Annotated in this window: 23 protein-coding genes; 12 read left to right on the forward strand and 11 right to left on the reverse strand. The window is 67.1% G+C overall.

The genetic code is table 11. The features are described 5' to 3' along the window. The first annotated feature begins 3 nt into the window (after positions 1-3). From ppk2 to MSM1_RS12210, 4 genes are all read left to right on the forward strand, one after another. The gene (ppk2, locus tag MSM1_RS12195) at positions 4-861 is read left to right on the forward strand and encodes a polyphosphate kinase 2 (protein WP_213442493.1); all 858 of its coding nucleotides are present in this window, start codon (positions 4-6) and stop codon (positions 859-861) included. Between the two features lie 29 nt (positions 862-890). Further along, positions 891-1,391 carry a hypothetical protein gene (locus MSM1_RS12200; protein ID WP_213442496.1) on the forward strand — a complete coding sequence of 167 codons (501 nt, stop codon included), beginning with the start codon at positions 891-893 and terminating at the stop codon, positions 1,389-1,391. Between the two features lie 108 nt (positions 1,392-1,499). After that, the gene (locus MSM1_RS12205; protein WP_213442498.1) at positions 1,500-2,645 is read left to right on the forward strand and encodes a ferredoxin reductase; all 1,146 of its coding nucleotides are present in this window, start codon (positions 1,500-1,502) and stop codon (positions 2,643-2,645) included. 79 nt (positions 2,646-2,724) lie between these two features. Beyond that, on the forward strand, positions 2,725-4,044 hold the full coding sequence (locus MSM1_RS12210; RefSeq protein ID WP_213442500.1) for a fatty acid desaturase: 1,320 nt from the start codon (positions 2,725-2,727) through the stop codon (positions 4,042-4,044). Positions 4,045-4,059: 15 nt separating this feature from the next. Here the strand turns inward: MSM1_RS12210 and rsgA are convergent, their stop codons facing one another. Further along, a complete protein-coding gene (gene rsgA, locus MSM1_RS12215) occupies positions 4,060-5,055 on the reverse strand; it encodes a ribosome small subunit-dependent GTPase A (protein WP_213442502.1) in 996 nt (331 codons plus the stop codon). After that, a complete protein-coding gene (gene aroA, locus MSM1_RS12220; protein ID WP_213442504.1) occupies positions 5,052-6,341 on the reverse strand; it encodes a 3-phosphoshikimate 1-carboxyvinyltransferase in 1,290 nt (429 codons plus the stop codon). The genes rsgA and aroA overlap by 4 nt, the downstream gene beginning before the upstream one ends. A 35-nt stretch (positions 6,342-6,376) precedes the next feature. Here aroA and MSM1_RS12225 point away from each other — a divergent pair, with 35 nt between their 5' ends. After that, positions 6,377-7,147 carry an SOS response-associated peptidase gene (locus MSM1_RS12225; protein ID WP_213442506.1) on the forward strand — a complete coding sequence of 257 codons (771 nt, stop codon included), beginning with the start codon at positions 6,377-6,379 and terminating at the stop codon, positions 7,145-7,147. A gap of 131 nt (positions 7,148-7,278) precedes the next feature. On the opposite strand, the gene MSM1_RS12230 is transcribed toward MSM1_RS12225, so the two are convergent. Then, entirely contained in the window at positions 7,279-8,127 is an 849-nt protein-coding gene (locus tag MSM1_RS12230; RefSeq protein WP_213442508.1) for an NAD(P)-dependent oxidoreductase, read from the reverse strand. A gap of 301 nt (positions 8,128-8,428) precedes the next feature. Between MSM1_RS12230 and MSM1_RS12235 the strand changes: the two genes are divergently transcribed. Both MSM1_RS12235 and rsrA read left to right on the forward strand, forming a co-directional pair. Next, positions 8,429-9,088 carry a sigma-70 family RNA polymerase sigma factor gene (locus tag MSM1_RS12235; protein ID WP_213442944.1) on the forward strand — a complete coding sequence of 220 codons (660 nt, stop codon included), beginning with the start codon at positions 8,429-8,431 and terminating at the stop codon, positions 9,086-9,088. Beyond that, positions 9,085-9,405: a mycothiol system anti-sigma-R factor gene (rsrA, locus tag MSM1_RS12240; RefSeq protein ID WP_213442510.1), complete on the forward strand. Its 321-nt coding sequence runs from the start codon at positions 9,085-9,087 to the stop codon at positions 9,403-9,405. Before MSM1_RS12235 ends, rsrA begins: the two co-directional genes overlap by 4 nt. Positions 9,406-9,422: 17 nt before the next feature. Here the strand turns inward: rsrA and MSM1_RS22970 are convergent, their stop codons facing one another. After that, positions 9,423-9,500 (reverse strand): 50S ribosomal protein bL37, encoded by a 78-nt coding sequence (locus tag MSM1_RS22970; RefSeq protein ID WP_374101721.1) that lies wholly within the window; start codon positions 9,498-9,500, stop codon positions 9,423-9,425. Between the two features lie 1,015 nt (positions 9,501-10,515). Here MSM1_RS22970 and MSM1_RS12245 point away from each other — a divergent pair. Both MSM1_RS12245 and MSM1_RS12250 read left to right on the forward strand, forming a co-directional pair. Next, positions 10,516-10,731: a biotin/lipoyl-binding carrier protein gene (locus MSM1_RS12245; protein WP_213442946.1), complete on the forward strand. Its 216-nt coding sequence runs from the start codon at positions 10,516-10,518 to the stop codon at positions 10,729-10,731. 58 nt (positions 10,732-10,789) lie between these two features. Continuing rightward, entirely contained in the window at positions 10,790-12,289 is a 1,500-nt protein-coding gene (locus tag MSM1_RS12250) for a sensor histidine kinase (RefSeq protein WP_213442512.1), read from the forward strand. A gap of 84 nt (positions 12,290-12,373) precedes the next feature. On the opposite strand, the gene MSM1_RS12255 is transcribed toward MSM1_RS12250, so the two are convergent. Together MSM1_RS12255 and MSM1_RS12260 are read right to left on the reverse strand one after the other, a co-directional pair. Continuing rightward, the gene (locus tag MSM1_RS12255; RefSeq protein ID WP_213442514.1) at positions 12,374-12,628 is read right to left on the reverse strand and encodes a WhiB family transcriptional regulator; all 255 of its coding nucleotides are present in this window, start codon (positions 12,626-12,628) and stop codon (positions 12,374-12,376) included. Between the two features lie 246 nt (positions 12,629-12,874). Continuing rightward, positions 12,875-13,849, reverse strand: a complete 975-nt coding sequence (locus tag MSM1_RS12260) for a diacylglycerol kinase family protein (RefSeq protein WP_213442516.1) — start codon at positions 13,847-13,849, stop codon at positions 12,875-12,877. A gap of 175 nt (positions 13,850-14,024) precedes the next feature. Here MSM1_RS12260 and MSM1_RS12265 point away from each other — a divergent pair, with 175 nt between their 5' ends. Together MSM1_RS12265 and MSM1_RS12270 are read left to right on the forward strand one after the other, a co-directional pair. Next, positions 14,025-15,410 carry an IS4 family transposase gene (locus tag MSM1_RS12265; RefSeq protein WP_213440082.1) on the forward strand — a complete coding sequence of 462 codons (1,386 nt, stop codon included), beginning with the start codon at positions 14,025-14,027 and terminating at the stop codon, positions 15,408-15,410. Between the two features lie 251 nt (positions 15,411-15,661). Beyond that, positions 15,662-16,096 (forward strand): hypothetical protein, encoded by a 435-nt coding sequence (locus MSM1_RS12270; protein WP_213442518.1) that lies wholly within the window; start codon positions 15,662-15,664, stop codon positions 16,094-16,096. 73 nt (positions 16,097-16,169) lie between these two features. On the opposite strand, the gene MSM1_RS12275 is transcribed toward MSM1_RS12270, so the two are convergent. From MSM1_RS12275 to MSM1_RS12290, 4 genes are read right to left on the reverse strand one after another with little or no spacing between them, the layout of a single operon-like run. Next, complete coding sequence (locus MSM1_RS12275) at positions 16,170-17,786, reverse strand: IS200/IS605 family accessory protein TnpB-related protein (RefSeq protein WP_213442520.1); 1,617 nt, start codon at positions 17,784-17,786, stop codon at positions 16,170-16,172. 45 nt (positions 17,787-17,831) lie between these two features. Next, positions 17,832-18,455, reverse strand: coding sequence for an IS607 family transposase (locus MSM1_RS12280; protein WP_213442522.1), 624 nt, complete (start codon positions 18,453-18,455; stop codon positions 17,832-17,834). A 39-nt stretch (positions 18,456-18,494) separates the two neighbouring features. Then, positions 18,495-19,628, reverse strand: coding sequence for an isochorismate synthase MenF (locus MSM1_RS12285; protein ID WP_213442524.1), 1,134 nt, complete (start codon positions 19,626-19,628; stop codon positions 18,495-18,497). Continuing rightward, positions 19,625-20,236 carry an acid phosphatase gene (locus MSM1_RS12290; protein ID WP_213442526.1) on the reverse strand — a complete coding sequence of 204 codons (612 nt, stop codon included), beginning with the start codon at positions 20,234-20,236 and terminating at the stop codon, positions 19,625-19,627. The genes MSM1_RS12285 and MSM1_RS12290 overlap by 4 nt, the downstream gene beginning before the upstream one ends. Positions 20,237-20,304: 68 nt before the next feature. Here MSM1_RS12290 and MSM1_RS12295 point away from each other — a divergent pair, with 68 nt between their 5' ends. Next, positions 20,305-21,111 (forward strand): ParA family protein, encoded by an 807-nt coding sequence (locus MSM1_RS12295; protein WP_213442529.1) that lies wholly within the window; start codon positions 20,305-20,307, stop codon positions 21,109-21,111. 44 nt (positions 21,112-21,155) lie between these two features. Here the strand turns inward: MSM1_RS12295 and MSM1_RS12300 are convergent, their stop codons facing one another. Further along, positions 21,156-22,370, reverse strand: a complete 1,215-nt coding sequence (locus MSM1_RS12300; protein ID WP_213442531.1) for a hypothetical protein — start codon at positions 22,368-22,370, stop codon at positions 21,156-21,158. Positions 22,371-22,385: the final 15 nt, after the last annotated feature.

The raw sequence follows: 22,385 nt of genomic DNA on the forward strand, positions 1-22,385 counted from the left end.
GGTGTGAGCAAAGCGCATAAAAGCAGCGCCTCAACAAAGGCGGAACGCAACAGCCCGTCGGCACACAAGCTCCCCAACCACGTCTATAAAGCCGAATTATTCCGGCTGCAAACAGAATTCGTTAAACTACAGGAGTGGGTGCGCCATTGCGGAGCGCGCATCGTGGTGATCTTCGAAGGGCGTGATGGCGCGGGCAAAGGTGGCGCGATCAAACGGATTACCCAGTACCTCAACCCGCGGGTCGTGCGGATCGCTGCGCTGCCCGCCCCAACCGATCGGGAGCGCGGCCAGTGGTACTACCAGCGATATATCGCTCATCTGCCGGCCAAGGGGGAGATCGTGCTTTTCGACCGGTCGTGGTACAACCGGGCCGGTGTGGAGAAAGTCATGGGATTTTGTACCCCGCAAGAGTACGTGCTGTTCCTGCGGCAGACGCCGATCTTCGAGCAGATGCTCATCGATGACGGGATTCTGCTGCGGAAGTATTGGTTTTCGGTATCCCAGGAGGAGCAGCTGCGCCGGTTCCAGGCACGTATGAGCGACCCAGTGCGGCAATGGAAGATCACCACCATGGACCTGGAATCGGTGTACCGGTGGGAAGACTACTCGCGGGCCAAGGACGAGATGATGGTACACACCGACGTTCCGGCAAGCCCCTGGTACATCGTCGATTCCGATATCAAGAAGCACGCACGGCTGAACATGATGGCGCACTTGCTGTCCACCATCGACTATCACGACGTCGAGAAGCCCAAGGTCGAGCTGCCGGCGCATCCGGTGGTGAGCGGCAACTATCAGCGCCCGCCTCGTGAGCTATCGACCTATGTCGATGATTACGTGGCCACGCTGATCGGGGCGTGAGGCGTGACGGCGGCCGGGGTTGACCTCTCATGACACGGGTCTACCTTCCGGCAACCCTGGCCATGTTGCAGCACCTTGTCGCCGACGATGCGCTGTGGCCGCCCGGCGGGACCGCGTTCGCCGTGACGCCGGCGCTGCGCGAGGCCTACGTCGAAGGCGACGATGACGAGCTCGCCGAGGTGGCGCTGCGGGAGGCGGCGCTGGCCTCGCTGCGGTTGCTTGCCACCGACACGCGTGACGAGCTGCCGCCGCGACGCGCGGTGGTGGTCGCCGAGGTTGGCGACGTCACCTCCCGCCCGGATCTCGACGCCGCCGTCGTCAGGCTCGCGGCTCCCGTTGCGATCACCCAGGTCCTCGCCGTGTTCGTCGACACCGCTGATGCCGAGGCCGACGTTGTGGCGGCGAAAGCGGTCATCGACGCGGCCGACCTCGGTGACGAGGACGCTGAACTCCTCGTCGGCGATGCCCAGGACCACGATCTGGCCTGGTACGCCACCCAGGAGCTGCCGTTTCTCCTCGACCTGCTGTAGCGACGATTGCTCTGCCACCGTAGGTTACGGTACCGTAGGTTCGTCGGGGATGGTTGATTCCCGGGCCCCATCGCAAGGAGTTCCCTCACGAACACGCTTCCCGGAAACATGAAAACGGCGCCGATTACCGCCAACCTCATCGACACCAAGCCGCCCACCGTTGTCGGCGCGGATCAGCATCCAGGGTGGCACCTGCTGCGCAAGATCGGCGCGCGCATCACCACTCCGTTGCTGCCCGACGACTACCTGCATTTGCTCAATCCGCTGTGGTCGGCGCGGGAGTTGCGGGGCCGCGTCCTAGAGGTCCGCCGCGAGACGGCGGACTCCGCGACTTTGGTCATCAAACCGGGCTGGGGCTTTAGCTTCGACTACCAGCCGGGCCAGTACATCGGGATAGGCCTGCTGGTGGACGGGCGCTGGTGGTGGCGGTCGTATTCGCTGACGTCGAGTCCGGTCACCGATGGTTCTCGCCGGCGGACACGTACCGTGACCGTCACGGTCAAAGCGATGCCCGAAGGGTTCCTGTCCGCTCACCTGGTGGGTGGGGTCGAGCCCGGGACGATCGTGCGTCTCGCCGCCCCGCAGGGCAATTTCGTGCTTCCCGATCCGGCGCCGCCGGCGATTTTGTTCATCACCGGTGGGTCCGGGATCACGCCGGTGATGTCGATGCTGCGCACATTGGTGCGCCGTAACCAGATCACCGACATCGTGCACCTGCACTCGGTGCCGACCGCACCGGATATGATGTTCGCCGGCGAGCTGGGCGAACTGGCGCGTCGTCATCCCGGTTACCGATTGCGGATACGTACGACCCGCACCGAGGGCCGGTTCGACCTTGCCCGGCTGTCCGACGAGGTGCCCGACTGGCGGGAACGCCAGACGTGGGCGTGCGGGCCGGAGGGAATGCTGAACCGGGCCGAGCAGGTCTGGTCGTCGGCGGGACTCGCCGAACGGCTCCACGTGGAGCGATTTGCGGTGTCGCGCGCGACCCCGGCCGGCGTGGGCGGCACGGTCACCTTCGCGCACAGCGGCAAGAGCACGCCCGCCGATGCCGCGACATCGCTGATGGAAGCCGGCGAGCGGGCCGGGGTGCAGATGCCGTTCGGCTGCCGGATGGGGATCTGCCGGTCGTGTGTGGTTGCGCTGCTGGAGGGTCACGTGCGCGATCTGCGGACCGGCGTCGAGCACGAGCCCGGCACCCGGATTCAGACCTGCATTTCGGTCGCGTCCGGCGATTGCGTGCTCGACATCTAGCAATTACCCAGTGGTAACCTACGCTTTCGTAGGTTACGATAGCGTAGGTCAGCGACCGCAGGACCGGGAAAGGCAACAGATGGCGATCACCGATGTGGACGAATTCGCGCGCCTCACCGACGCCGACATCGACAGCCTGGCCGCCGAGCTGGACGCGATCCGCCGCGACATCGAGGATTCCCGGGGCGAACGCGACGCCCGCTATATCCGCCGTACCATCGCCGCGCAGCGGGCCCTGGAGGTGACCGGCCGGGTGCTGCTGGCAGCCGGCTCACGGCGGCTGGCGTGGTGGGCGGGCGCCGTGACGCTGGGCGTGGCCAAGATCATCGAGAACATGGAGATCGGCCACAACGTCATGCACGGCCAGTGGGACTGGATGAACGACCCGGAAATTCACTCCTCGACCTGGGAGTGGGACAACCTGGGGGCAGCCAAGCACTGGCGCTACACCCACAATTTCGTGCACCACAAATACACCAACATCCTGGGTATGGATGACGACGTAGGCTACGGCTTGCTGCGGGTCACCCGAGACCAGCGCTGGAAGCGACATCATCTGCTAAACCTGCTGTTCAACACCATTCTGGCGATCGGCTTCGAGTGGGGTGTGGCGTTGCAGCACGTGGAGCTCGGCAAGGTCGTCAAGGGCCGGGCGGCCCCCGAGGACACCCGGGTGCGGTTGCGGTTATTCGCGCGCAAAGCCGGGCGGCAGCTGTTCAAGGACTATGTCGCGTTTCCGGCGCTGACCTCGCTCTCACCGGGCGCGACGTTCACGTCGACGGTGAAGGCGACCGCGATGGCCAACGTGATCCGCAACGTGTGGGCCAACGCCGTGATCTTTTGCGGGCATTTTCCCGATGGTGCCGAGAAATTCACCAAGACCGACATGATCGGTGAGACCAAGGGCCAGTGGTACCTGCGCCAGATGCTGGGCAGTGCCAACTTCAACGCCGGGCCGGTGCTGCGGTTTATGAGCGGCAACCTGTGCCACCAGATCGAACACCACCTGTATCCCGATCTGCCCAGCAATCGGCTGGCCGAGATCTCGGTGCGGGTGCGCGAGGTCTGTGACAAATACGATCTGCCCTACACTACGGGCCCGTTCCTGCTGCAGTACGCCAAGGCGTGGCGGACGATCGCCAAGCTGTCGCTGCCGGACAAATACCTGCGCGACACGGCCGACAATGCGCCCGAGACCCGCAGCGAGCGGATGTTCGCTCAACTAGAGCCCGGTTTCGCTGGCACCGATCCGGCAACCGGGCGCCGGCGCGGGCTGAAGACCGCGATCGCAACCGTACGAGCCTGGCGACGGGCTAAGCGGGCCAAGTCGCTTGGCGTCACGGCACGCTCCGCAGCATGCGGCGACGGCCCAGCATGCGGCGACGCCCTCGCGGCCTGAGCCGCATAGCGCCGCTTACGTCTCCCGCAGCACGGCCAGCAGCCGCCGGGCAGCGGCCACGCGACGAGCTTGCGCCGGTGTGGTCAGGCGATCCAGGGCGCACTCGGGGTCGGCCGGCGGTCCCAGGTGTCCGCAGCCGCGTGGGCAGTCTTCGATAGCCTCGGCCAGATCGGAAAACGCCAGCAGCACGTCGCCGGGCTTGATGTGCGCCAATCCGAACGAACGCACCCCGGGAGTGTCGATCACCCAACCGGATCCGGGCCCCAAACTCCCCAGGGGCAGGGCCACCGATTGCGCCGATGTGTGTCGCCCCTTGCCGACCTCGGTGACCTCACCGACAGTCCGGTCTGCTTGCGGCACAAGACGATTCACCAATGTCGATTTGCCCACGCCGGAATGCCCCAGCAACACGGTCACTTTCCCGGTCAGCAAAGGAGCGACGGCGTCGAGCGGGTCATCGCGTCCCGCGGTGACGATGGTCAAACCCAGGCCGGCGAACTGTGCGGCGAACGGCTCCGGCGGGGCGAGATCGGTTTTGGTCAGGCACAAGATCGGGGTCAGCCCGCCGGCGTAGGCGGCGATCAGCGCCCGATCCACGAGCCCGGTGCGCGGCGGCGGGTCGGCCAGTGCCACCACGATCAGCAGCTGATCCGCGTTGGCCACGACCACCCGCTCGGTGGGGTCGGTGTCATCGGCGGTGCGTCGCAGCACCGTTCGCCGCGGCCCGCGACGAACGATGCGGGCCAGGGTGTCGGGACGCCCGGAGAGATCGCCAACGAGGTCGACGTCGTCGCCGACGACAATCGGGGTGCGGCCCAGCTCGCGGGCCCGCATCGCGGTAACCCGGCGCTCGGGGTCACCGTCGAGCACGCAGCCCCAGCGGCCCCGGTCGACGCTGACCACCATGGCCGTCCTGGCGTCGGCATGCGGGGGGCGCATCTTGGTCCGCGGCCGTGACCCTCTGCCGGAGCGGATCTTGACGTCGGACTCGTCGTAGTCGCCGGGCCTCAACCGCTACGCCCCTGCCCCACCATGTCCACCCAGAGCTGCGGAAACTGCGGGAGCGTCTTGGCCGTGGTGGCGATGTCGTCCACCTCGACCCCGGCGACCCGAAGCCCGACGATCGCGCCGGCCATCGCCATCCGATGATCGGCATAGGAGTGCCAGACGCCCGGCCGCAACGCTGTCGCGGTGATCACCAGACCGTCGGGGGTCTGCCGGCAGTCGCCGCCCAGGCGGTTGATTTCGGCGCTCAGCGCGGCCAATCGGTCGGTCTCATGACCGCGCAGATGCGCGATACCCGTTAACCGCGACACCGATCCCGGGCTGGCCAGGGCCGCCAGCGCCGCCAGCGCCGGCGTCAGCTCACCGACGTCGTGCAAGTCGGCGTCGAGCCCGCCGTAGCTCGCTGATCCGCGCAGTTCGAGGTACGAGTCAGTATGCGCGACAACGGAGTTCAGCCGTCTCAGGATACCCAGAACGGTGTCGGCGGGTTGGATGCTGGTCTGCGGCCAACCGGTGATGCGCACGGTGCCGCCACTGACCACGGCGGCCGCCAGGAACGGAACCGCGTTGGACAGGTCCGGTTCCACGACCCAGTGCTGGGCGGCCACCTTGCTCGGCCGCACCACCCAGCGATTGGGTGCCGAATCGTCGATGTCGACCCCGGCTTGCCGCAGCATGGCCACCGTCATCGCGATATGCGGTGTGGACGGCAGCGCCGGACCGGTGTGCACCACGGTGAGCCCCTCGACGAATGCGGCACCACACAGCAGCAGGCCGGACACGAACTGGGAGGACGCCGAGGCGTCGAGGGCCACAGTGCCGCCGGTGACCGTTCCGCGGCCGCGCACACGGAACGGTAGACCCGCGCCCTCGACGTCGACGCCAAGAGCGCGCAACGCGTCCAGCAGCGGGGTGATCGGTCGGGCCCTGGCTTGCTCGTCGCCGTCGAAGGTGACCGGTGCGGCACCCAGCGCCGCCAGCGGCGGGACGAAACGCAATACCGTGCCCGCCAGGCCGCAATCGACGCGGGCTCCCGGACCCAACGCGATTCGGCCGCTGACCACCAGCTCGGACCCGGCCGCATCGACTCGCAGGCCCAGGGTGCGTACCGCGGCGATCATCAGGTCGGTGTCGCGGCTGCGCAGGGCACCGCTGATGGTCGACGAGCCCTGGCCTTGCGTGGCCGCCAGCGCCGAGAGCACCAACGCCCGGTTGGTCTGGGATTTCGAGCCGGGCACGGCCAGGGTCGCGCACACCGGTGCCGGCGTGCACGGGGCCGTCCAGGTAGTCACTCGTCCATCATCGCTTGTCCTGCGATCATGGAGGTGTGTGCGGTCGTTTTGCGGTGACCATCGACCCGGCGACGCTAGCCGAGAAGATCAAGGCGACTGACGAGGCGACCGGCAATGGGGTTGTCGGCGTCCCAAATTACAACGTGGCCCCGACGGCCACCGTCGCGACCGTGGTGAGTCGCCACAGCGAGCCCGGCGACCAGCCGACCCGGCGGGTTCGGCTGATGCGGTGGGGGCTGGTGCCGCCATGGGCCAAGGCGGGACCCGCCGGCGCGCCCGAGAGCAAGGGGCCGCAGCTGATCAACGCCCGCGCGGACAAGATCACCACCTCGCCCGCGTTCCGGTCGAGCGCGCAATCCAGGCGCTGCCTGGTCCCGATGGACGGCTTCTACGAATGGCGTGTCGAGGATGACCCGCACCGGGGTACGAAGCCCCGCAAGACGCCGTTTTACATCTACCGCGAAGATGGCGAGCCCCTGTTCGTAGCGGGCCTGTGGTCGGCGTGGCGCGCAGATCCCGCCGCCGCTCCCTTGCTGAGCTGCACGATTATCACCACCGACGCGGTCGCTGAGCTCGCTAGAATCCATGACCGCATGCCGTTGGTGGTGGCCGAGCGGGACTGGGACCGCTGGCTGGACCCCGATGCCCCGCCGGATGCCGGGCTGCTGGCTCGGTCGCCCGATGTCAGCGGCGTGCGAATGCGTGAGATCTCCACGCTGGTCAACGACGTGCGCAACAACGGGCCCGAGTTGATCGAGGCGATCGGCCCGCAGCGCGAACAGGCGACGCAGCAATCGCTGCCATAGCAAATAGCTGCCATAGCAGAAGGCCCTCTGCGCCGCCGGGCCGAGGCGGGAATCCCGGCGGGGGCAATGCCAGCATCGCGTCGGCTGCGCGGCACCGGAGCAGAGAAGAACGCGTTACCGCTGAACACGTATTACGGCTGAACGTAGCCCGGAGGATTGACGGCGTCCACCCACAGGTCGACGCCGAGCCTGGCGCCGGGCACCACGTCATAGACCGACAAGTCGGTCACCCCCGACTCCAGCAGCACGTCCTCGCACAGCGCCGAATTGCCGGTGTAGTCGCGGGCGGGCTTGTTGAGGATGACATAAGCGGCATCGGCGTACACCTCGGGCTTGCGGGCTCTGGCCATCGCCTCGTCGCCGCCCAAGAGGTTCTGCACCGCGGCGGTGGCTATCAGGGTGCGCGGCCACAAGGTGTTGGAGGCGATGCCGTCGGCGCGCATCTCCTCGGCGATCGCCAGCGCGCACAACGTCATCCCGAACTTGGCCATCATGTACGCCGTGGGCCTAAGCCATTTAGGCGCCAGCCGGACCGGCGGGGAGAGCGTCAGGATGTGGGGATTATCTCGGCCTTTCAGGTGCGGGATGCATGCTCGCGACACCGCATAGGTGCCGCGCACCTGGATGGCGTTCATCAGATCAAAGCGCTTCAACGGTACTTCGGTGATGGAGCCCAGGTCGATCGCCGAGGCGTTGTTGACGCACATGTCGATACCGCCGAACTGTTCGACGGTCCGCGCCACAGCGGAGTCCACCGCGTCGGCGTCGCGGACGTCACCGACGATCGGCAGCGCCTGCCCGCCGGCCTCCTCGATCTCGCGTGCCGCGGTGTAAACGGTTCCCGGCAACCTTGGGTGCGGCTCGGCGGTCTTTGCGAGCAGTGCGATATTCGCGCCGTCGCGCGCCACCCGCTTGGCGATGGCCAGCCCGATCCCTCGGCTGGCGCCCGAAATGAACATGGTCTTGCCGGAAAGCGACATGGCCGTCACCCTAGCGTCATGCCCGCTTTCGGCGTCGCTTGGCCCTGAACGCGATCCGGCCGGATGCTAGGCCGGAAATAGCCGGGCGGTGCAGACGGTTGATTGAGGCGATCTGGCGTACTTGCGCCCGGGCCGCGGCAGACGGCCGCGGTGGCGGCTTCTAGATTGGTGAGGAGGGAGTCTGGTGTCAGCGGCGATGAGTCTGCTCGACGAGAAGCCGTTGGCGCACTGCCTTGAGGGCCCGGTGTTGGCATCGGAGTTGTCTGATGACACCGCGGCAGAAGGGACTGTGTTATTCACCATGGCCGACGTCGATGGCGCGACTGGGCCCGAGGTGGCGGAGGGTCCAGAGCCCACCGGCGCTGAGGAAACCGACGAACAGCTGACGGCGCGTTTCGAGCGCGACGCAATTCCATTACTGGACCAGCTGTACGGGGGCGCGTTGCGGATGACCCGCAATCCGGCCGACGCCGAAGATCTGCTTCAGGAGACCATGGTGAAGGCCTACGCGGGTTTTCGGTCGTTTAAGGAGGGCACCAACCTCAAAGCGTGGCTGTATCGGATTCTGACCAACACCTATATCAATAGCTACCGCAAGAAGCAGCGCCAACCGCCTGAGTATCCGACCGAGGAGATCACCGACTGGCAGTTGGCGTCGACGGCCGAACACTCCTCCACCGGTTTGCGCTCGGCCGAAATCGAAGCCCTTGAGGCGCTGCCGGACACCGAGATCATCGAGGCGCTGCAGGCGTTGCCCGAAGAGTTCCGCATGGCGGTGTACTACGCCGACGTTGAGGGCTTCCCGTACAAGGAGATCGCCGAGATCATGGATACGCCGATCGGGACGGTGATGTCGCGGCTGCATCGCGGCCGGCGCCAGTTGCGTGGCCTTTTGGCCAACGTGGCCAAAGAACGGGGATTTACGCGCGGCGATCAAGCGCCCGAGGAGGTTTCGCCATGACCGAGTCTTCGTCTGCGCGGGACCCCTCTGAGCGCTCGGGTCATCCCGGCGGCAGCGATTTCAGCGTCGACTGCGCGCAGGTGATCGCCGAGATATGGGCCTTGCTCGACGGTGAGTGCACGCCCGACACTCGAAAGAAGCTGCGACAGCACCTACAGGCCTGCCCGGAATGCCTGCGGTATTACGGGCTTGAGGAACGGATCAAGGCGTTGATCAGCAAGAAGTGCAGAGGCGAAAAAGCCCCCGAGCGCCTACGCGAGCGGCTGCGGCTGGAGATCCGCCGAACCACCATTATTCGTGACCAACAGCCCTTCTAACCCTCCAGCGGCGCCCGCTACGAAGCGTTGGGACGCTTGCCGTGGTTGGCCTTGCTGTACTTGCGGTCTCGTTTCTTGCGGCCACGCTTGGCCATGACTGCTCCTCCCTGCAGGATCCGACTGGATGCTAGTCTTTCACGGGCCCGGCGGTGCCTGGGATGGGCTATACCACCGGGCTTATACCACCGGGCTGGTGTTCACTGACGCGTTGGGACTGAGGTAGCTCGGCAATGCGGGACCCTGTCCGGGCAGCGCCGGGGCTTGCCCTGGTAAGAGCGGACTCTGTCCGGGTAGCGCCGGGGTTTGCCCTGGTAAGAGCGGACCCTGTCCGGGTAGCGCCGGGGCTTGCCCTGGTAAGAGCGGACTCTGTCCGGGTAGCGCCGGGGTTTGCCCCGGTAACAGCGGACTCTGTCCGGGCAACAGCGAACCGGTAGAGCCCGGAGTCAAGGGGTTGGCACCGGAGGCTGCGGGCATGAAGATGGGACCAATGCCGGGGAACACCTGGTTGAGGAGGGAATCGAGTTCCCCGAAGATCGCGTTGGCGGCGCTCACACCCGCAGCGGGGTTGGGCGCGACGGGACCCGGAGCTGGATCGTCGACGAGTACTGGCTGCTGCGGAGAGGCCCCGGCGACCCCGCTGCCGAGCCCGATCGCACCAATCGCCACCAGTGCGAGCCCTGCGCCGACGGTCGCACGGGCTAACGGCCCCCGACTCTTAGCGGCTGCAGACGTTATTACGGACAAGGGATACTCCTCTCGCGCAACCAACAAACGGAGCGTGCTTCACACGCTTAAATCACTCTGGTAACGATTCTGCTCAAAAATCACAGCTGTAAGACGACACGATTACAGATCGAACTCTATAGATCTGCTTACTAATCTTGGCGTTCGCTTATTCTTGTGTTGATGTAGTCCGGGCGACTGCGACGCTGCCGAAGCCCTGAGCCCCCACCACCGGCCCGCAGGCATCGGCGGGGCAGACGTTTCCCGGGGCGTCGAGCGGGTCGCAAGCCGCCCGGCGCGGTCAATGCGGACCGACCAACCGCTGATTGTGGTTCGATGGAGCGACAGAATTACCCCAGCACCGACTCGGCGATGAATGAGGTGATGATGGCTGAGGACGTCCGCGCGGAGATCGTGGCCAGTGTGCTCGAGGTCGTGGTCAATGAGGGCGACCGGATCGGCGAGGGCGACACGCTAGTGCTGCTGGAGTCAATGAAGATGGAAATACCCGTCATCGCCGAAGTCGCCGGCACGGTCAGCAAGGTGAGCGTCTCGGTGGGCGATGTCATTCAGGCTGGCGACCTCATCGCGGTGATCAGCTAAGCCTTTGGACTCTTCCTACTTGCTGGCTTGCTGGCCGGGACTAGCCCGGGGGTAGCAGATGTCGACTCTTGGTGACTTGCTTGCGGAGCATACCGTGTTGCCGGGAAACGCCGTCGACCACTTGCACGCCGTGGTCGGGGAGTGGCAGCTGCTGGCTGATTTCTCGTTCGCCGATTATTTGATGTGGGTTCGTCGCGACGACGGCGCTTTGGTATGCGTGGCGCAATGCCGCCCCAACACCGCGGCTACTGTCCTGCTGACCGACGCGGTGGGCACGGTGGTCGCCGCTGACCGGCTGCCGCTGGTGGCCGCAGCGTTCGAGTCGGGCACGATCGGGTGGGAAAATACTGTGGGCCAACACTTTTCGTGGCAGCAGAGAGGCCTGAACGTAGAAGCCGTACCGGTGCGCTATGGCGAACGGGTAGTCGCGGTGCTGACGCGCCAAACCGCCCTGGCCGCCAGCCGCAAATCCAGCCCGCTAGAAACCGCCTACCTGGACTGCGCTGCGGATCTTGTCCACATGCTGTCGGAAGGCACCTTTCCCAACGTGGGTGACGTAGCCATGGCGCGATCAAGCCCCCGCGCCGGAGACGGCTTTATCCGCCTGAATGTAGACGGTGTTGTCTCCTATGCAAGCCCGAATGCGCTGTCGGCTTACCACCGGATGGGCCTGACCTCGGAGTTGGAGGGCCACAACCTCATCGAGGTCACCCGGCCACTGATATCCGACCCGTTCGAGGCGCAGGAAATGGCCAACCACGTGCGCGGCTCACTCACCGGGGGAGCGAGCATGCGGATGGAGGTCGACGCCGGGGGTGCGACGGTACTGCTGCGGACACTCCCGCTGGTGGTGCACGGCTCGGTGGCCGGCGCAGCGGTGCTGATCCGCGACGTCACGGAGGTGAAGCGCCGCGATCGCGCGCTCATGTCGAAGGACGCCACGATCCGGGAAATTCATCATCGGGTCAAGAACAACCTGCAGACAGTGGCGGCGCTATTGCGTCTGCAGGCGCGCCGGCTCGCGAACGCCGAAGGGCGGGAGGCGCTGCTGGAGTCGGTGCGCCGGGTGTCATCGATCGCATTGGTTCATGACGCACTGTCGATGTCGGTGGACGAGCAGGTAAACCTCGATGAGGTCATCGATCGGATCTTGCCGATCATGAACGATGTGGCGTGTGTGGATTCGCCGATCCGGATCGGTCGGGTCGGCGCGCTGGGTGTCCTGGACTCCGATCGTGCGACGGCGCTGATCATGGTGATCACCGAACTCGTGCAGAACGCCATCGAGCATGCGTTCACGCCCGAGGCCGACCAAGGGCATGTGACGATCCGCGCGGAGCGCTCAGCGCGCTGGCTGGACGTGGTGGTCCACGACAATGGTCGTGGCCTGCCCGAGGGCTTCAGCCTGGAGCGGTCGGATCGCTTGGGCCTGCACATTGTGCGCACGCTGGTATCGGCCGAGCTGGACGGCACCCTGCGCATACACGCCGCCCCCACGGGTGGTACCGATGTGGTGCTGCGGATTCCGATCGGTCGCCGGTACCGGTCTATGCAATAACGGTGCAGTAGCGCAGATGGTGGCCCCGTGCGCAGATAGCGGCCCCGGCATTGGCCGGGGCCGCTATCTGCGCTTTAGATGAGGTTAGACGCCGCTGCGCGCCGTCGGCCGGACATTGCGACGCTTCAACGCGCGCCGCTCGTCTTCGCTCATTCCGCCCCAAACGCCGGAGTCCTGGCCGGTGTTCAGCGCCCAGGTGAGGCACTCTGTGGTCACCGGACACCGGGCACAGACCAGTTTCGCTTCAGCGATTTGCGCGAGAGCCGGGCCACTGTTCCCCACCGGGAAAAACAGCTCCGGATCCTCGTCGCGGCAGACCGCCCTGTGGCGCCAATCCATACGTCGTTACTCCTTACTATGTGCGCAGCAAAGCGCACCGGCGTTTTCTTCGGCTGTTACCTGCACGAAAAAGGTTTCACTACCGTTACGTGCGACCTGTTCGATCGTGTCACAGGCTCAACAGATGTCAATAGTGCAAGTTAACACGTGGGAAATCTCACTTTGATGATTCGTTGCCGAAACCCTTACTCGGGTGTCTTTCGCTGCGCTCGCAGTTGTACCCCGAGCTGGTTTAGCAAGGTGTGATCACCGCAGCTCAGAAGGGGTTTCCGCCGGCGGGGCGACCACAGCCAGGGCATTGGGAACCGCGCGGAACGTCATAGTGTCGCGCACGCCGAGGTAGTCTCCGTCGAACTGGCTGGCGATCGGCGCACCGGCGGAAGTGACCCGCAGGCAGGCCACATCATCGTCGCGGATCAGCTGTTTGGCCCGGAGCTTGGGTCGTTTCGACAGCATCTGGCGGAGCAATCTCAGCGTGGGGATCGCCTTCATGCTGGTGAGTGCGAACACCCCCAAACCCGTGTCGAAGCTGCAGCCGGGATTGGTCACCATCGGGCGGTTGTTGCTGTAGGTCCACGGGCTGGTGTTGGACACCCAAACGAAGTGCACGCCTGGGATGGGCTCACGATCAGGCAACTGCAGCGTCAATCTTGGCTCACGGCGCGCGTAGGCCACCGTGATGGGCACCGCCACCCGCCAATAGCGCAACGGAGTGACCTTGACACCCTTGTCACGTTGCGCTTCGACCGCCGCCACCACCTCGGCGTCGACACCCATACCGGCATTGAGCACGGCCCACCGCTCTCCGCAATCGATCAGCCCGATGCGTCGCCACGTCTGCTGGCGTTCGTAGGCGTCAAGAAGGCTGAGAAGCTGGTTGGTGGCGTCGATCGGGTCGGGTGGAATGCCCAGCGATCGGGCCAGCGCGTTCGCCGACCCGCCCGGCACTATCGCCACCGCCGGAACATGGCCGGTTGGCAATGGCCCAGGCGGGCCGAGCAGGCCGTTCACCACGTTGCTTACCGTGCCATCGCCGCCGTGCACGACGACGAGATCGACTCCGTCCTTGGCGGCCGCCTGTGCGATTTCCCCTCCGTGACCACGGTAGCCGGTGTGCTCGACGGTGAGCTCGAGCCGGCTTCGCAGCGCATGCGCTAGCAGGTCGCGGCCGGCCGGGGTGGTGGAGGTGGCGGTGGGGTTGACGATGAGCACGGCGCGCATGACGCCTGAGCTTAGGCCCAATGCCGGGTAGTTAAGGCGTCGCGGGAGCTGTCAAGGTGACACGCGGTGCTTATGTGGCGCGTGTTGTGTAACGATATGGGTGCGACTCCTGGTAGAAGAACGGTCGACGAAGATCCAATTCTGCTACCGAGGAGTCGCGGTGCCGAATTCTGCCATGCCCGAATCCGTACGTCGTGCCGAACTCTTGGCTCCAGGTCATCTGGGCGAGCTGACCTGGCAGATCCCGGTGGAGTTGGTGGACGCGGTGCTGGCTGAGACCGGCAGCACCCAGCGGCGGCTGCGGGTGCTGCCCTCGCGGGTGGGGGTGTACTTCGTGCTGGCGATGTGCCTATTCCCCGGATTGGGTTACCGCAAGGTTTGGGCCAAGCTCACCGCAGCCCTGCCGGGCCGCCGCAGATCGTTGTCGGACAAGGCGCTTCGAGATCTGCGTCGCCGCCTTGGCGCCGCACCGATGCGGTCGTTATTCGAAGTGCTGGCCGGCCCGGTGGCCGCACCGGACACCCCAGGCGTGCGGTTCGGGCACTATCGCACCGTCGCGTTCGATGGGTGCGTGTCGTTCAAGGTCGCTGACAGCGACCGCAACCGCTGCTGGCTGGGCAAACTCAAGGCCTCGCTCGGGGTCACCGGGTATCCGGTGATCAGGCTGATGAGCGTGGTCGAGACCGGTACCCGGGCGCTGCTGGGGGCGGTGTTCGGACCGCCGTCCACCGGCGAGACCGACTACGCCCGGCGACTGTTGCACCTGCTCAACGCACAGATGCTGGTGCTATGCGACCGCGGATTCGACGGTGAAACCTTCCTGACCGAGCTGGCCGGCACCGGCGCGCAGTTCCTCGTCCGGCTGTGCGCCACCCGCCGCCTGCCCGTACTCGCGCGCCTCGACGACGGCTCCTACCTGTCGCGCATCGGAACATTGCCGGTGCGGATCATCACCGCCGATATCACCGTCACCTGCGCTGATGGCACCCGCTACACAGCGGCCTACCGGTTGGCCACCACCTTGTGCGACCCGCGCCGCTATCCCGCGCGGCGGTTCATCGCCGTCTATCACCAGCGCTGGGAGCACGAGATCGCCTACCTGGCGCTGCGGCACACTCTGGCCGCCGGCCGCGTGTTGCGATCGACCGACCCGGCCGGACTCGAACAGGAAATGTGGGCGCTGCTGACCGTCTACCAGGCGCTGCGGCGTGCCATGGTCAGTGCGGTCGAATCCCGCCCCGGTACTGACCCGGACCGGGCCAGCTTCACCACCGCTTTGGAAACGGCGAAAGACCTGCTGGTCAACGCCGCCAACGTGACCAACGACACCGACCTCGTCGGGCACATCGGCCGCGCCGTGCTCGCTGACCTGCTCCCACCCCGGCGACCACGTACCAGCGTCCGCAAGGTCAAATCCCCACTGTCGCGCTACAACAAGAAAGACCCCTATCGGCCCGAACGCAGCACACCGATCACCAGCATCACCGCCATCATCAACGACCCCGAACCCAAACATGCGACACACGAGTCGAAATCGTTGACAACAGCCCTCGGACCTTAACTACCCGGCATTGAGCTTAGGCCCGGCGACGATGCGGGTCGGGGAGCGACCCGGGGAGGAGCCGGGCGGGTGGGGTGTGCCGGCGACGATGCGGGTCGGGGAGCGACCCGGGGAGGAGCCGGGCGGGTGGGGTGTGCCGGCGACGATGCGGGTTGGGGAGCGACCCGGGGAGGAGCCGGGCGGGTGGGGTGTGCCGGCGACGATGCGGGTCGGGGAGCATTGGGTATCCCGGGACTGGCTACGCTGGTGCCGTGACTGTTCCGGCCGCGGTGCGCGGGGCGGGAGTGATCGTCGCGGTGCAGGGCACGGCTGCGCTCGGGGTCGCCGTGGCTCTGGTTGTGCGTGGCTTCGATGGGGCCGACCAGCGCGTGGTCAACGGCTTTGGTACCGCGGTGTGGTTTGCTCTGGCCGGCACCGGGGTACTCACCGCCGGATGCGGGCTGCTGGTCGGCAAGCGCTGGGGACGCGGGCCGGCGGTTTTCACGCAGTTGCTCCTGCTGCCCGTAACGTGGCATCTCGCGGTGGGCTCGTACCGCCTGGGGTTTGCGATCCCGATGGGCATCATCATCATGGCGCTGACGGTGTTGGCGTCGCTCTTCAGCCCACCCGCAACGCGCTGGGTGGCCCGCGACGGTCAACGCGGTTCGGCCGGCTTCGCCAATCGCCGGCAAAGAGCCGATAGCTGATTTGCTGAAACGCGGCTCGTGGCGGCCGGCTCACCGCCGTGTGCGGTCTGGTTCACTTACCGGGTCACCGTTCCTAAACACTGAGCGAAACTGAGTTTTGCTCAGTGGGCAGCCCCGAACGGTGTTGGGTCGCCTGACTTCCCGCGTTCTTCGCCCCGGTCGGACAAGCGGATCGTGTCCGTGGTCCCGGCCCGGGGTGGCGGGTTGTCTCACGCTCCCGGCCGCCAGATTCGGCCTGCGTGGTCCGATGCTCAGCCACATCACTCTGGTGTGGTTGAGGCGGTGCCACGCGTCGCCGGATCCGATGTCCGAGGGCGCGCCGTCCGATCGCCACGCTCGCGGCGTGGTGGCGGGTGGTCTGTGGATGGTGTGCGGCCAGTGGTTTGTGCCAGTGCTGGGCGCCCCACTTGCTGGTGTAGGCGGGGTCGACGGCGATCACGCTGATCCCTGCCCCGGTTGCCATGGCGAGTAGTCGAGCGCGCAGTTTGGCGGTTGGCATGCCCGAGATGACGTGGCGGAACCTGTGTTTGCGGCCGTGCTTTTCGCGAGCCTTGCTGTCGGTGAAGTCGAGGTCCTCGACCGCGATCGCCGTGATCGCGTTGTCGGTGACCCAATGCAGCAGCCGGGTCAGGGCGTGGCGGACTTGGGCGTCGCGGCGGTCGGCGGCGCCGCAGAGGTCATAGCCGAACGTGCGCGGGGAGCCGATCGGGTTGCCGTGCGGGTCGAGGCGCCAAGCGGCGAGGTGATCAGCGTTCATGTCCACCCCGACCAGTTCCCCGGCGCGCAGCGACTCCAGCGGGACCGCCTGTGCCGGCGTGCGCCGCCAGGCAGCGTCAAGATACCAGCGCTGCTTATCGGGGCAGAAGTGGATGCGGTAAGCCACCGCCCGGTTGACGGCCACCCGCTGGGCCCATTCGGCGCCGCGATGCGCAAACTCCACCCTGCCGCAGAAGACGTAGCGGCCGTGCGGGCCGTTCGCCAAGTGCGCCAACGCAGCCGGTAGGCGCAGCGACAGCTCACCCTCACCAGTGACGCGGATGGTTTCGTTGCCCCAGCGTTTACCCGACTCGCCATCAGCAGACAAAAACCAGCGGGCCGCTTCCCACTGATCTCGCCACCGCGCCTCGGTGAGCCCGGCCTGGGCCAGGTGGTGGCGTTTGCGCAACAGCTGTTTGCCGCCGCGCACCACGCTCACATGACCGGCTGCCCGGTCAGCCTCCACCCGCGCGAGCCGTGCTTGCAGGTCCGCCAGACGCCGTGATTTGGCGAACCACTCCTGGCGGCTGCGGTAGCCGCCCGGCATACCGTCGACGCCTTTTGATCCCAACTCCTGGGCGAGCCGGTGGCGGATCATCGCGATCCCGTCGCGCAGGGATTGGGCGTGCGCGTATTGCGCGCGCCGCGCCAGCCCCCACTGGTCGTGCGTGGCTTTGGTGATGGCGCCCGCCCAGCGCGCCGTCGACTCCACGGTCAGGCCGCGTTTGCGCTCGGCCCAGGCGTCCTTGCCGTGGCCCACACCGGCGCGCACCCGCGCCGCCAGATCAGCGCCGGCCAGCCCGCCCAAGTGGGCACCCACCTGACGCAGCACGTCTTCGTCGGCGGCGGTGAGTCCTTTCAGCCGGGTGCGTATGCACACACCCGTCGCCGGGTCGGCGACAAACGGTGCAGCGATCTGGCGCAGGATGGTCATGACGGCCGCCTTCGCGCAGACCTTGACCGCAACGCCCGCCGCAGCTCATCCATGACCGGCATCATCCACCCGGCCTCCGACAACAGCCTTGGGGCCGATGTCGCGCTGCGCGCAGCCCACCGCTTTTAACGCGCGGTTTCGAGCACTTCGGCGACCATAGAGTCGTGCGCAGAACCAAGTGAGCACATCCACCATGTCGCGCACCAGATCATCGGTCACCTCACCGTCGTCGAGCACCACCAGCCGCCGGGCGTGCGCGGCAAGCGCGGACTCGACCAGCTCGGTGTTCATCTGACCCAACCGATCCCGATGCTCCACCACCACCACGGTCACCTTCGGATCAGCCAACAACCGTCGCACCTTGGCCCGCGACCCGTTCATCCCCGAGCCGACTTCGGCCTCCACCCGCACCACCTGGCCACCGGCCTGCGCGGCCCAGCCAGTCAGCCCAGCGACCTGCCGGTCCAAATCGGACCTCTGATCATGGGAGGACACCCGCGCATACAACCCGAACGCGGCGGTTCCCGACTCACCAGGCGCGTCCGGGGACACCAACACCGAGCGGGAATTCACCCGCACCGCCGGCACCGGCAACGTGCCCTCCCGAAACCAGCGGTACGCCGTCTGCGGATGCACACCCTGAGCACGCGCCCACTCCGTCAGGCTCACACCACCAGCACACTCACTAGAACGCTCATACGCTCACTATCACTCAGTATTCCGCCAACTGCTCCGCACCCCCAGCGCGGTCAATATCGTCGCGAATTTCGTTGTTGTCTCGTCCAATTCCTCATCGGGGTCGGATTCGGCGACGATGCCGCCGCCGGCGTGGGCGAGCGCGGTGCGGCGGTTGGCCGACAGGTGCGCGCAACGGATGGACACCACCCACTGGCCATCACCTCGCATGTCGCACCAGCCAACCGCGCCGGCGTAGAAACCGCGGTCGCCCTCCAGCGCGGCGATAAGCCTGGATGCGGCATCGGCCGGGACACCCCCGACCGCCGGGGTCGGGTGCAGTGCCAACGCCAGATCCAGTGCGGTGGTGGCGGTGTCACGTAACAGACCGCTGATCGGCGTGCACAGATGCCACAGCGCCGCTGTGCGGCGCAACCGGGGCGTGGGCGCGACCGTCAGCTGGGTGCACAGCGGGCGCAGGACATCGCGCATGGTGTCGACGACCAGCCGGTGTTCGCGGCGATTCTTGGCCGAGGCCGCCAAAGCCGCGCCGGCGGCGGCATCGAGCTCGGGGTCGGCAGCGCGTGGTGCCGAACCCGCCAGCGGCTCGCACATCACCCGGTCACCGGAGCGGGCGACCAGCAGCTCCGGACTGGCACCGACCAGGGCGGCGCCTGAATATTGTGTGCCCGCCGAAGAGAGGTCCACGAGATACCCGAAGGCAGCTGGGTCGGCGGCGAGCAATCGGCGCAAGATGATCCGGCCGTCCAGCGGACCGTCGGCGACCAGCCGCAGCGCCCGGGCGAGCACCACTTTACGCAGCACGGTGTCACCCGCCAGTTGATCTCGTGCCCGGCGGATCCGGGTGCGGTGGCGCTCGGGCGGAGGTATCGTCGCGGCGATACGGGTCGCCGGCAACGGCCCGGCCGGCCAGGCGGGCGGCGCGCTGGTCCGCAGGACAGCGTTAGGCACCATCAATGAGGCCGGCCTTGTCACGTCGAACGGTAACGCACCCACCAGCATTGGCACTTTGGTCGAGCGCAGCGCCGTTTGGGCGGCGGTTACCTCGGAATAGCAGGCCGCCACGCCGTCGGCAATGAGGGTGCCATCCGGCCCGCACAGCGTGAACGGTGGTTCCGGGGACCGCGTCCCGCTATCTCCCGTCACCCGTGTGCGGGTGGATCCGAGTCGCCGGTGAGCCCGAGCGCGGCCAGTTGATGCGCGCCGTGCTCAAAGCCACACACGGCGATGGACCCGGCCGCCATGCCGAAGCGCAGTCCCTCGGATAGCGCCAGCTGAAGCCAGCGGGCGATCACCGCGCGGGAGAAATGGCCGTGGCCGACGAACACCACGTCGCGTGTGGCCAGGTGCCGCGATGCCAACTCGATGGCCGCGTCGGCGCGATCGCGGACCTGGGCCACGCTTTCCCCGTCCGGACACCCGTGCGTCCACACCAGCCAGTCGGGCACCGATTCCCGGACCTGCTCTGTGGTCAACCCCTCGTAGGCGCCGTAGTCCCATTCGGCGATCAGTTCGGTGATCTCGTCGACACGCAGCCCGGCCAGCTCGGCGGTGACCAGCGCGCGCCGACGCGGGCTGCAGATCACTACCGGATGGTCCAGCCGCAGCCGATTCAGCGTCGTGGCGGCCGCCTGCGCCCGTTTGCGCCCGCGGTCGGTTAGCTCCAGCTCGGTGCGCCCCGTGTGCCGGCCCGATTGCGACCACTCGGTCTCCCCGTGCCGGAGCAACAGCAGCCGGTGATTCTTCGCGCCCATGTGGATCGATTGTGCCGCACCTTCACTACTTGGCCCGCGGCAGGACGAGAAAGTGCCAGGATATCGGTGTGACGAAGACGCGCATACTGGCGGTGGCCAACCAAAAGGGCGGGGTGGCCAAGACGACGACGGTGGCATCGCTGGGTGCTGCGATGGTGGCCGAGGGCCAACGGGTGCTGCTCGTCGACCTGGACCCGCAAGGCTGTCTGACGTTCTCGCTGGGACACGACCCGGACAAGCTGCCGGTATCGGTGCACGAAGTGCTGCTTGGCGAGGTGGAGCCGAGCGCGGCGCTGGTCACCACGGCGGAGGGTATGACTTTGCTGCCGGCCAATATCGACCTGGCCGGCGCCGAGGCGATGCTGCTGATGCGCGCGGGTCGGGAGTACGCGCTCAAACGTGCGCTGGACAGGCTCGCCGGCCAGTTCGACGTCGTCGTCGTCGACTGCCCGCCTTCGCTGGGGGTGCTGACCCTCAACGGGTTGACGGCCGCCGACGAAGCGATCGTGCCGCTGCAGTGCGAGACGCTGGCGCACCGCGGCGTCGGTCAATTCCTGCGCACCGTCGGCGACGTGCAGCAGATCACCAACCCCCGCCTGCGGCTGCTGGGCGCGCTGCCCACGCTCTACGACTCTCGCACCACCCACACCCGCGACGTCTTGCTTGACGTCGCCGACCGCTACGACTTGCCGGTGCTGGCGCCGCCCATCCCGCGCACGGTGCGGTTCGCCGAGGCCAGCGCGTCGGGGGCGTCGGTGCTGGCCGCCCGCAAGAATAAAGGCGCGCAAGCCTACCGCGAGCTGGCGCAGGCGCTGCTCGAGCACTGGAAATCCGGGCGGCCGCTACCGACGTTCACCGCTCTAACGGTCGAATGACGCGCCGGTAGCGGCGCCGGGAGCAACCGGGCCGTCAAACCGTGTCAACCCAGCGCAACGACGACGCCGCCGCGTTGCTCGAACACCCGGCTACCGGAGACGGCGGGGATCACCGCTGATCTGACGGGCGCCCGGCTGACCGGCACATAGCGCTCATTGGCGCCACTGGCCGGGTCGAAGACCCCCAGGCCGCCGGTGACCGGGACGAGCAGCCGGCCCGCCATGGTCGCGGCCGGTCCGATCGGAGCAGCGGCCCCGGCGCCGGCGATGGTGTAGCGGTAGGTCAGATTCGCCGCGTCGAAGACCAGCACCGCGTCGCCCGTCCACCAGCTCACCAGGTTGCCGGGCCGCGACACCGCCGTCGACGGTCCGGCCGGGTGCGGTAGCAGTGTGCTCGCGACCGTGGTGCCGGTCTCGTCGATCACCTCGACTCGTGGCGTTGGCAACGGCAGATACACGGCCGTGGTGGTCTCCGAGACGGTCAGCACGCGGGCACCCGAATCCGCGCTGACCCCCGGCACCGGGACAACACGTTGCTCGGGTTCGTCCTCTTCCTTGGCCGGGCGCAGCAGGACGAGGCGCAGGCCGCGCTGCGGGCCGCAGGCCTCGAGCACCGCGACCGCCGACGAGCTGGCCGCCGCCGAGACCAGGGTGCATCCGCTGTGCAGCCCCCGCGCCGACGGTTTCACCCGAGCGTCGGTCTCGCCGTAGGACAGCATCCGGACCATGTCCGAGCGCCAGAGTTCCAGCCGAGTGTCGCCTGCGGACAAGACCGTCGTGCCGTCGGAGCGCACGTCCACGTGGTCGTCGGCGTAGCCGGTGCGGGCCGGCCCGCGGCGACCGGTGGCCGCGTCGATGGTGCTGACCTGACCGCAGCCACGGCCATCTCGATAGACCGCGACCGCGTAGCGGTAGACCCAGGACACCGCGCACAGGTCGCTGTCGCGGGAGTAACTCCAGCGCACCTCGCCGGTGGCCGGGTCGCGGCCGTCGACCTCTCGTCCCTCGCCGGTGACGACCCTTCCGCTTACCACTATGGGCCGGGTGGTGGCCGCGCTGGGGGCGCTCCAGAGCTGATGCAGCGAGACCGGTATCTCCCGGGCCGGCAGCGGAGTGGCTGGCAGTTGGGCGGCCGGCCGGCTAATGGTGGCCCGAGCGTCGCTGGTCCACCAGATCAGCGCCGCGGCTACGGCCACCACGACCGAGATCGCCGCAGCGGCCACCATATCGGCTGTGGTGCGGCGTTCCGGTCTGACCATGCGCCTGCCCGGCAG

The organism is Mycobacterium sp. SM1, assembly GCF_018361265.1.
Lineage (GTDB): Bacteria > Actinomycetota > Actinomycetes > Mycobacteriales > Mycobacteriaceae > Mycobacterium.